Source organism: Herpetosiphon sp., assembly GCF_003512625.1.
Classification (GTDB): domain Bacteria; phylum Chloroflexota; class Chloroflexia; order Chloroflexales; family Herpetosiphonaceae; genus Herpetosiphon; species Herpetosiphon aurantiacus.
Map to the genome: position 1 here is coordinate 1 of NZ_DOPT01000081.1, position 9,418 is coordinate 9,418.

The 9,418-nt window shown below is 50.4% G+C and carries 10 protein-coding genes; 2 read left to right on the plus strand and 8 right to left on the minus strand.

Annotated elements, in window-relative coordinates:
* Positions 1–268 precede the first annotated feature (268 nt).
* Complete coding sequence (locus tag DEF47_RS17305; protein ID WP_012188535.1) at positions 269–1,186, minus strand: cation diffusion facilitator family transporter; 918 nt, start codon at positions 1,184–1,186, stop codon at positions 269–271.
* Between the two features lie 2 nt (positions 1,187–1,188).
* The gene (locus DEF47_RS17310; protein WP_012188534.1) at positions 1,189–1,740 is read right to left on the minus strand and encodes a DnaJ family domain-containing protein; all 552 of its coding nucleotides are present in this window, start codon (positions 1,738–1,740) and stop codon (positions 1,189–1,191) included.
* Positions 1,741–1,935: 195 nt separating this feature from the next.
* Here DEF47_RS17310 and DEF47_RS17315 point away from each other — a divergent pair, with 195 nt between their 5' ends.
* Positions 1,936–2,331, plus strand: coding sequence for an acyl-CoA thioesterase (locus DEF47_RS17315; RefSeq protein ID WP_012188533.1), 396 nt, complete (start codon positions 1,936–1,938; stop codon positions 2,329–2,331).
* Between the two features lie 109 nt (positions 2,332–2,440).
* Here DEF47_RS17315 and DEF47_RS17320 read toward each other — a convergent pair whose 3' ends face one another.
* Both DEF47_RS17320 and DEF47_RS17325 read right to left on the minus strand, forming a co-directional pair.
* Positions 2,441–2,623, minus strand: coding sequence for a hypothetical protein (locus DEF47_RS17320; protein WP_041304068.1), 183 nt, complete (start codon positions 2,621–2,623; stop codon positions 2,441–2,443).
* A gap of 118 nt (positions 2,624–2,741) precedes the next feature.
* Positions 2,742–3,692: a TolB family protein gene (locus tag DEF47_RS17325; protein ID WP_012188532.1), complete on the minus strand. Its 951-nt coding sequence runs from the start codon at positions 3,690–3,692 to the stop codon at positions 2,742–2,744.
* Positions 3,693–3,733: 41 nt separating this feature from the next.
* On the opposite strand from DEF47_RS17325, the gene DEF47_RS17330 reads away from it, so the two are divergent.
* Positions 3,734–4,090: an OsmC family protein gene (locus DEF47_RS17330; RefSeq protein WP_012188531.1), complete on the plus strand. Its 357-nt coding sequence runs from the start codon at positions 3,734–3,736 to the stop codon at positions 4,088–4,090.
* Between the two features lie 56 nt (positions 4,091–4,146).
* Here DEF47_RS17330 and DEF47_RS17335 read toward each other — a convergent pair whose 3' ends face one another.
* The 4 genes from DEF47_RS17335 to DEF47_RS17350 all read right to left on the minus strand — a co-directional run bounded on the left by DEF47_RS17335 (position 4,147) and on the right by DEF47_RS17350 (position 8,961).
* Positions 4,147–6,075 carry a SpoIIE family protein phosphatase gene (locus tag DEF47_RS17335; protein WP_012188530.1) on the minus strand — a complete coding sequence of 643 codons (1,929 nt, stop codon included), beginning with the start codon at positions 6,073–6,075 and terminating at the stop codon, positions 4,147–4,149.
* Between the two features lie 150 nt (positions 6,076–6,225).
* Positions 6,226–6,990, minus strand: a complete 765-nt coding sequence (locus tag DEF47_RS17340; protein ID WP_012188529.1) for an SDR family NAD(P)-dependent oxidoreductase — start codon at positions 6,988–6,990, stop codon at positions 6,226–6,228.
* A gap of 46 nt (positions 6,991–7,036) precedes the next feature.
* The gene (locus DEF47_RS17345) at positions 7,037–8,275 is read right to left on the minus strand and encodes a cytochrome P450 family protein (protein WP_012188528.1); all 1,239 of its coding nucleotides are present in this window, start codon (positions 8,273–8,275) and stop codon (positions 7,037–7,039) included.
* A 29-nt stretch (positions 8,276–8,304) separates the two neighbouring features.
* Positions 8,305–8,961: a TetR/AcrR family transcriptional regulator gene (locus DEF47_RS17350; RefSeq protein WP_041304065.1), complete on the minus strand. Its 657-nt coding sequence runs from the start codon at positions 8,959–8,961 to the stop codon at positions 8,305–8,307.
* Positions 8,962–9,418 lie beyond the last annotated feature (457 nt).

A 9,418-nucleotide genomic window follows, 5' to 3' on the forward strand; every position in this document is an offset into this window, starting at 1 on the left:
TTAGGCCGCTACACCACGAGCCCGCGTTTTTGCTTGCCTCGCGACAACGGGGATATACTACCACAGACTCGTTTTTTTTGCAAATAGAGCGTTCCCTCACCCCAACCCCTCTCCCACGGCGGCGGGCGAGGGGAGTTCCAACCATCATGATTGTATAGTTCCCCCTCGCCTGCTGGGCGGGAGAGGGGGCTAGGGGGTGAGGGCATGCGCATCGGCTGCGAATCGCATCCAGCCGTTGTTAAAACCTGCATTATCCTCTACCTACAAACTAACTGATTGGCTCGTGATTGACCCGATCAAGGCCTTCGTCGTCCCAGGCGGCGGGATCTTCGAGTGGCTCAAGGTGGGTGATCGCATGGCTATCGGGTAGGGCGGCGGCAATTGCCAATTCAATCGTTTCGCAGACATCATGGCCTTTTTGGACACTCCACGAGCCTGGTACTAGCACATGCAATGAAATGAAACGGCGCGGCCCAGCAACCCGCGTGCGCAAAGCATGGAATTGCAAGCCACGTTGGCGATAGCGCGACAGAATATCTTCAATCACCGCTTGATCTTCATCGGGCAAGGCACTATCAAGCAAACCATAGCCCGATTCACGCAAAATCCGAAAGCCAATCCAGATAATGTGGAGGGCAACTGCGATCGCAATTAGCGGATCAAGCACCAGCCAGCCCGATAATTTGGTCAGTAAAATTCCGCCAATTACGCCAATCGTCGTCCAAACATCAGTAAATAGGTGGTGGGCATCGGCTTGCAAGGTGATCGAGCGTAAGCGTTTGCCTGCTCGCATAATGATCCACGCCACACCGCCGTTGATCGCGGTGGCAAAGATCGAAAGCCCTAAACCAAGGTCAAGTCGCGTTATTGGAGTTGGATTTAACACGCGTGGCCAAGCTGTCCAGATGATGCTGCCAGCAGCCAACATAATTAACATGCCCTCTAAGCCGCTGGCAAAATATTCAGCCTTGGAGTGGCCAAAGGCATGGTCATGATCGGGGGGACGCATAGCAATCGTCAGCATCCATAAAGCCATAATCGCTGCAATCAGGTTGACAACCGATTCCGCCGCATCCGAAAAAAGCCCGATTGATCCGGTCAAAAGATAAGCGCCAAACTTCAAACCAATCGTTACGCATGCTGCAACAATTGATAATAAAGCATAGCGCTGTTTCCCATTAAACATAGTTATAAGGCGCTTTCTAAGGCTCGCAATTCGCGCTCATAGACCACCAAACCAACGCGGAGGCTGTCGTTTGGCACGATGGCATTAAGTTGATGAATGATTGTATTCAAATCACGCACCCAAACTTGTAACTCTCGGCGCAACCGTTCTTGCTCATTAATGCTGGTAACGGCCCATGTCTCACGATTATTACGCAACCAAATCTGATAGCGATTGATATGATTATTATAATCGTGTTGCAAGGCAACCCATGGCGCACCTTGTTGACTGCCTTTCATCACCCGAAAGGCCATGCGCAGCTCGGCAGGAATATACATATCATCATTTAAATCGATTGGTTGGCCTTCGCCTGGCAAATTATCAAACATGCCATCTTCCATGGCCGCCTGAATGCGTTGCTCGGCGATCGATCCTGCGCGTTGAGCGGTGAGCGATGGGCTTTTTTTAGGTTTGTCGCTGTCGGCGTTCGGGTCGGAAGCGGGTGCTTGTGGCTTTATTTTGCCTGAAGTGCGGCTTTGCTCACGAAATCGGTCAAGAAATGGATTATCGCTCATGCTAAAACCCCCTTGTATTGCTGCAACCTTGCCAGATCAAGCGCCCCATACAATTGCTCAAACGTCGTTGCAGGCTTATGTGCAGAATATCACAAAGATTGGCTGGCGACAAGGTTATCAACAACACCGAAATTTTGAGAAATTTGTTACAATATGCCTATATCTGTGTGTACTTTGGATGGTTGGAGGACATCGATGTCGTTTCAGTATCCACTAGAAGTTCGTTTTCGCGATTTGGATGGGCTTGGGCATGTCAATAATGCGGTCTATTTGACTTATTTTGAGACCTTGCGTTTACACTTTGCGCTCGAATTGTTGGGCGTAGCGCATTTGGCTGAAGTGCCGTTTATTTTAGGCGAAATTTCAGTGCGCTTTCTCAAGCCTGTGTTTTTTGGCGATCAACTCCAAGGCAGCGTCGATGTCTCGCGGATTGGGCATAAAAGCTTTACCATGATTTATACGATTAAGCGGGGCAACGAAATTGTGACCCAAGGCTCGACCGAATTAATCTGGTTTGATTACAAAACTCAACGTTCGGTGCCAATTCCCGATTCATTTCGCCAGCAAGTTGCCAGCTATCAACGTGCTTAATCCATCGACGCAATAGGTTGTTGAGTAACAATACAGTTAGCCCCTCATCCCGCTTTCGAGATGAGGGGCGCTAAGCCAGTGCTGCTATATTCCTACGGCGATCAGCATTTTAGCGCGTTTGCTGCGATTGATAGGCTTGCCACAAGGCTTGTGGATCTTCAGCGTAAAGCATCATATGGCCACAATCGCCACAAACTGCACAGCTTACCCATGTATCCACTCCACCTTTGGCGAAAACAGCCTTAGGATTTGTATAGACTGTCACCATAAGGCGTTCATAGCGTTTTTCCATTTCGTGGATGCTTGCAGTAGGAATTATTTTATTGGATTGACAGCTTGCACAACGAACGGGCTGCATATGATTCTTCCCTTCTTACCTAAAAACGTGGTTAAACGACGTTCGATCAGGATCAGCGATTCAAAACTGGTTGGATGAGATCTGTATCCGCCATTGTGATCGGCACGCTCACTTCTAAGGTATTCAAATCCAATATACGCAGCGCAGTATGAAATGTTTGCTCATCATAGGTGGTAAACAACATTCGCTGATCAAGCCATTGAGGGTCGAAGGCATTGGCATACAGCAACGTCGGATCGCTGCCATCGCGATTGACGGTATAAATCGAGTTACTGCCTACATCACCACCACCAACGACATAGACAAGCTGTTGACTATCAGGCGACCACGCAGGATGGCGAGCGCGGCCAAAGCCTTCGGTTAAATACTTCAAGCCTTGACCATCAGGCTGAATTACATACAATTGATCATTCCAACCATCAGGAGTTTGCGCCCCACGATCTGAAGTAAAAGCAATCAAACTTCCATCAGGCGACCAACTTGGTTGCCAATCTCGGGCAGGATCGTTGGTGAGTTGTCTAAGATTACTGCCATCACGATTGATCAGATACAATTCGTCATTGCCCGAGCGATTGGATTGAAACGCCAATTGTTGGCCATCAGGCGACCAACTGGGGCTTTGATCGTCACCTGGTTGATTGGTTACTTGGAATAAATTACTGCCATCAGCAGAACTGATATACATATTGAAGCCATCGCTATCTTGCACCACAAACGCCAGTTCGTTACCATCAGGCGACCACGTTGGATCTATGGCTAGCGGAAAATCAGGGTTGAGTAGTTGCGGTGGGTTAGCATCAAGCCCCGAGATCATGATCGTTCCTCGGTTGATCTGATTGGCAACAAAAGCCAAGCGTTGCGGGGCTTCGCCCACGGTTGGAGTGGCAAGCGGGACGCTTGATGGCAGGCTCGTTGGTTGACTGGTTGGCTCAGCAGTTGTACGCATACAGCCAGTTAAACAGCCAAGTATTCCAATTAATGTTAAGCTACGAACAAGGTTCATTGATCCCTCACACAGATTCGACTATTTGAAAAAGGTTCTTTATGCAAATTTCAGTTACACAATCGCAGCAACTTGATCTCATTTTTAATAACCAGCCATTGAGCTATCCCGCCGATCTCAATCCGGTACAATTGCAGGCAGCCGCCTTAGTTGGCTGCACCGCTGCGGTGATGGAGCGCTATGCCCAAACTGCTGAGCTTGATTTAACTGGCACTACAGTGGTGATTCGTTGGAGTTTCGGCAGTGATCCACGGCGCATCGATCGCTATGAGCTTGCGGTTGCATTACCAGCCAGCGTCTCTGAAGCTCGCCAGGCTGCGGTGTTACGCGCCGCCCAGCATTGTACGGTGCATGCAACGCTCGAGTATCCACCATTGATCGAGATTCGGCTAAGCTAAGCGTAGCCTCGCGCTCGCGTTGACAGCGATGAGAGGAATAAGGGGAAGGTCAAATTTCATTTTTGTAACCAGACGATTGTCAGATCATCAACGGGACTACGATCTTGCATAAAATTGCTAATTTGTTTGAACAGATACTCATGATATGGCTCGATCGCGGGCCATTGGCGATAGCCTGCCAGAATTGTTTCGAGCAACTCAAAGCCCAGCATGTGGTTGGCGAGATTACGTGCCTCAACCACGCCGTCGCTCACAAACACCACATGATCATCAGGTTTCAGCTGAATCATGCGTTCTTGATACTGGATATCGGAGCGTGAGCCAATTGGCAAGCCAACCACATCAATTTCTTCAAGCGTGCCTGCTCGTAGCAAATAGGGCATAACCATGCCAGCATTGGCAAGATGCAAGGTTTCAGTCGCATGGTCATAAATAGCATACAAGATGGCAGCATTCATATGGTTAGATTTTAGTCGATCGATCAACAAACTATTGAGCGTTTGCAATAATACTGCTGGCTGACTGCCTTCGCGAGCGCGTTCTTCCAAGGTGCTTGAAACCAACGCCATCATCAAGGCAGCGCCAACACCCTTGCCCGAGATATCGCCGATCGCCACGCCAACCCGCCCATTGCCCAACTCGACAAAGCTATAGAAATCGCCGCCGACTTCGGCTGAAGGCAACGATCGGGCATTCGCTCGCAGCAGATCTGGTGGCCACGGTGGGCGTTGCGAGAGCAAGCCAAGCTGAATGTCGTGGGCCAAGCTGAGGCCTTGTTGCAGATAATCGTTTTTCTCTTGCAGTTGATCGGTTACCTGTACCAATTGCTGATAGGCCAAGCGTAACTCGTTGGTACGGAGGGTAACTTGCTCTTCAAGTTGCTCACGGTTGGTACGTAACTGCGCGGTCATACGAGTAAAACTACGAATCAACAAGCCCAATTCATCATCTCGTGAGGGCAAATCGGCAGTTTGCAAATTGCCTTCGGCCACATGGGCTGCCGCTTCGGTTAATTGGGCAATCGGCAACACCACGCGCCGCATAAGCATAAGCACCGCCACAACCGCCAACCCCTCCAAAACCAAGCCAATCGCCACAATGATGATACTCAGTTCGCGGGCAGGCGCAAAGGCCTCAGTTTGGCTAACCTCGCTCAGCAGAATCAGATCGCGCCCTTCGAGCCAACGATAGACCCCAACCACATCGTCGCCAGCATAATTTTGATATTTAGCATTGCCATTTTGCTTGGCTAAGGCTTGCTGAATGCCATATGAATCAACCAGGCTGGGCATGCCAGGCCGCCCAAAGCGTTTGCTCGAAACAAAGCGCTGCTTGCTATCGACCAAATAGGTTTCGCTCGTGCGCCCTATGCCAACCCGCTGCACCAAAATATCGTCGAGCCGCGAGAGATTGATGTGGGCCGCTAAAACGGCATAGACATTATTATCTTGGTCAAATAATGGACTGGCAATCGTCATGGTTGGAATATCTAAATCATTGGGGTAGATATTCTCGATATACAAGCCAAATTGAGCAACATTCACATAATCAACGCCGCTCACCACACTGCCCTCGCGAATGGGATCGGTTGAGAAAATGACACGGCCCACTTGATTCAAGACAAAAATCTCATCAAATTTGGTTTGATTTTTGACGACTGAGCGCAGATAGGTTGCGAGCGTATCGTAGGCACTATTGGCTTCAGGGCTAACCAGTTTGGAGTTGGCCAACATATTGGCGTTGGTACGAACAAGCGGCAAGCCTGCTAACAATTGCACCTCTTTGCGCTGATCATCGATCCAACGCTCGATTTCTTGCTCTTTGAGCGAGGTTGCGATGCTCAAGCGTTCGATCACCGATTGCTCAATTGCCCCCCGACCAAGCCAATAGGCCGTTAAGCCTAAGAGACTTACAGCCAAAGTGGCGACCAAACAAAACATTGCCACTAAGCGGGCAACTAAGCTGCGTTTAATCAAGCGCAGCACTCTAAACCTCACGCAACATAGCTAGATTGTTCATCGGCACTCATTGTACCAGCAAATAGCGTTTCGGCATCAGAACTCATTGCCTGATCAATACGAAAACCCCACGTCCAAGGCGTTGGGCGTGGGGCTGAATCCAAGCGAATAATCTAGCTAAACGGCGGCCCAACCAGCATCGGCTGGAATAATTGCCCCATTGATATGCCGCGACTCATCCGAAGCCAAGAATAAGGCCAAATTGGCAATATCCGAGGGTTCGAGGTAGGCCGGAGCCAGCGCAGTAAACTCGCCAACGCGAGCAGCATCGGCTGGAGCAATCGCGTTGCGATCCATCGATTCGACGATGTTGGTGATCGTGCCGCCTGGGCAAATTGCGTTACAGCGAATGTTGCGTTTGGCGTAAATCCATGCGGTGTTACGGGTTAGGCCAACCAAGGCATGTTTCGAGGCGGTGTAGGCTGCGCCAGCTGAACCACCATGAATTCCTGCCGTCGAAGCAACATTAACAATCACGCCGCTGCCACGCTCCAACATATATTTGAGTGCCCGCCGACTAGTAAACATCGGGCCTTCGAGATTGATGCCCAAGACTCGTCGCCACATATCATCGGAAACTTCGGCGACTCCTTGCATCGAATCCATAACCCCGGCGTTGTTGCAGAGCACATCGAGTTGGCCGTAGCTGCTGATGGCTAAATCAACTAAGGCCTCGGCAGTCGCTTGATCGGCAATGTTCCCTTGTGCACCCACCACGGCGGCCCCGCTGGCTTGAATCGTGGCGACGGCTGCTTCGAGCCGCTGAGCATTCCAATCGCCAAGTACTAATTTAGCTCCTTCGGCAGCAAAGCGGGTAGCCATCGCAAGGCCCATCCCTGAGGCGGCTCCGGTAATGATGACAACGTTGTCGTGTAAACGCATTGATCGACTCCTGTGGTAAGAATGAATGGTTGATCGAAAAAGTGATCTAGAAGATCACAGGGAGGGCTTTGAGACCCCGTAAATTCACGTTATCGCGCCACTGAATGTGTTCGCGTGGCACAGCTAACTGTAAGTTGGGCATGCGTTTCAATAAGCTGGTGAAAGCGATTTCAGCTTCTAAGCGAGCGAGCGGCGCACCCAAACAGAAGTGCACGCCATGGCCAAAAGCGAGTTGGCGGCTAATTTCACGCGCCACATCCAATGATTCAGGATCGTTGAAAACGCTTTGATCGTGGTTGGCCGAGCCAAGCGCCACCAACACCAAATCGCCACGGCGAATCGGCTGACCTGCGATCTCCACATCTTCGAGCGCAAAACGTGGGGCAGGGCTAAAGATTGGCCCATTGAAGCGCAATAATTCTTCGACGGCTGTTGGAATAAGGCTGGGATCGGCTTGCAAGCGAGCGCGTTGCTCAGGATGATCAAGCAACATCAACGAGCCAATGCTGATTAAATTCGAGGTGGTTTCGTGGCCCGCAAAAATTAACAAGCCTGCGGTTGCCAATAATTCTGATTCGCTGAGGGCATCGCCTGTGGCTTCCAACTCGACCAATTTACTAATCAGATCAGCTTGCGGATTGCGGCGTTTATCAGCGATCAGCTTTTGCACATACATGGCAAATTCGCGCAACTGGCCTTGGCTTTCAGGGCTATGGCTGGTCAATGCGTCCGACCATTCGCGCATCTGGTCGCGTTCATGGGTTGGTACGCCCAGCATTTCGGAGATAACGTTAATTGGCAAAGGATAGGCGTAATCTTGCACCAAATCCATCGTGCCGTGAGCCTGCACCTGATCAAGCAATTCATCGGCAAGCTCTTGGATGCGTGGGCGCAGCTGTTCGATATAGCGCGGGGTAAAGGCTTTGGCCACCAAACTGCGTAAGCGCGAGTGTTCGGCTCCATCGGCGCTAACCATCGATTTTGCGCCCAAGAAGCTGCGATCTTCGGCTCCTTCCGAGGCAGTTTGGCCAAATACGCCAGCCTCAGGGTTGAGGATCGTTGCATCGACCGTGAAGCGGCTATCCTTTAATACTTGGACTGCTTCGGCATAGCGCGTTACCAGCCACGCATCGGCTTTGACAAATTCATAGGGCGAGGGAACCGCCAGCACCGCCGCTTTGGCCCGCATTTGGGCAAACAACGGATACGGATTTTCAATTGCGCTGGACTGAAAAATCTGCGCCGTTGGATCATCGGCATATATGTGCACTTGTGATTGTGTCATTGTTGTATGATTCCTTGCTATCAATTAACTTAACTTCCAGTTGGTGCGACAATGCCGCGAAAGAAGATCTGGCTAATATGGGGAATCAAGTCGGCAGGGCTGAATTGGGCGCTTGCGATTAATTGCTCGTAACCACGCAATGACAACAAACCAATAAAGGTGGCCACCATAATTGGCGTTGGAATGCATGGATTGAGTTCGCCAGTCGCTTTGCCCTCATCAAATAAGCGACTGAGGCGGCTCATGGCTTGTTCAACGCGCGATTGAAGCTGAGGACGTTTTTCAATCACGGCATTGGGCAAGCCGATTCGATGGTGCAATTCGAGCAACACACCACTGTGTTTGCCCTGCAAGCCACCATAAGCGTGGGACAGAATCTGTTCAAGCCGAGTGCAAACCGAGGTTGTTTCTGCGAGTAGGCGATCCAAAATGCCCAGAAAATCGCTGATCTGTTGGGCAATCAAGGCCTCAACTAAATCCTCTTTACTGGCAAAATGTTGATAGATCGCGCCCTTGGAAATGCCAACTTGGCCTGCAATCTCGTCAATCGAAGCGTCGTGATAGCCTTTGGCAATGAACACCGCGTGGGCTGCGGCCAAAATCATGGCCTCGCGTTGTTCACGCTGGCGTTCTTTCAACGGACGTACCACCGAACTAGCATGATCGCTTGGTTGATTCGCTGCCATAGATTGCCTGCTTCTAACCATTCTACTGATGGCTTTTCGACTCATCAGTATTTTAATGACTTACCAGTCATAAATATACTAGCGATTCAGAAAATGTCAAGGGGGAAGTGAAAGGCAAAAATCAGAAGGCAAAAGGCAAAAAAAGAGGTTCAAGTCTTAACACAGAGCAACGAACATAGAGCAACGAACATCGGGGCTAGGGTTTAACGCCGAGGTGCAGAGAACCAAAGCAGCAATTATGCGAACTACGGGATGCAGTTATGAATAGAGCGCATTGGGGATTAGGATTCTGGACTGCTTACAAGGGTAGGTTTTTTACGATTGGTCTGCTGTGGAGCGTTCCCTCACCCCCCAAACCCCCTCTCCCACGAAAACGCGGGCGAGGGGGAGCACCCGTTTTCACCACAAATCATGCCAAAACCACGCCATTAAAGCCCCTCTCCCATCGGATGGGAGA

Bases quoted from the DNA above. Each gene is read 5' to 3' on its own strand.
- DEF47_RS17305 (WP_012188535.1), bottom strand. From the start codon at position 1,186: ATGTTTAATGGGAAACAGCGCTATGCTTTATTATCAATTGTTGCAGCA.
- DEF47_RS17310 (WP_012188534.1), bottom strand. From the start codon at position 1,740: ATGAGCGATAATCCATTTCTTGACCGATTTCGTGAGCAAAGCCGCACT.
- DEF47_RS17315 (WP_012188533.1), top strand. From the start codon at position 1,936: ATGTCGTTTCAGTATCCACTAGAAGTTCGTTTTCGCGATTTGGATGGG.
- DEF47_RS17320 (WP_041304068.1), bottom strand. From the start codon at position 2,623: ATGGAAAAACGCTATGAACGCCTTATGGTGACAGTCTATACAAATCCT.
- DEF47_RS17325 (WP_012188532.1), bottom strand. From the start codon at position 3,692: ATGAACCTTGTTCGTAGCTTAACATTAATTGGAATACTTGGCTGTTTA.
- DEF47_RS17330 (WP_012188531.1), top strand. From the start codon at position 3,734: ATGCAAATTTCAGTTACACAATCGCAGCAACTTGATCTCATTTTTAAT.
- DEF47_RS17340 (WP_012188529.1), bottom strand. From the start codon at position 6,990: ATGCGTTTACACGACAACGTTGTCATCATTACCGGAGCCGCCTCAGGG.
- DEF47_RS17345 (WP_012188528.1), bottom strand. From the start codon at position 8,275: ATGACACAATCACAAGTGCACATATATGCCGATGATCCAACGGCGCAG.
- DEF47_RS17350 (WP_041304065.1), bottom strand. From the start codon at position 8,961: ATGGCAGCGAATCAACCAAGCGATCATGCTAGTTCGGTGGTACGTCCG.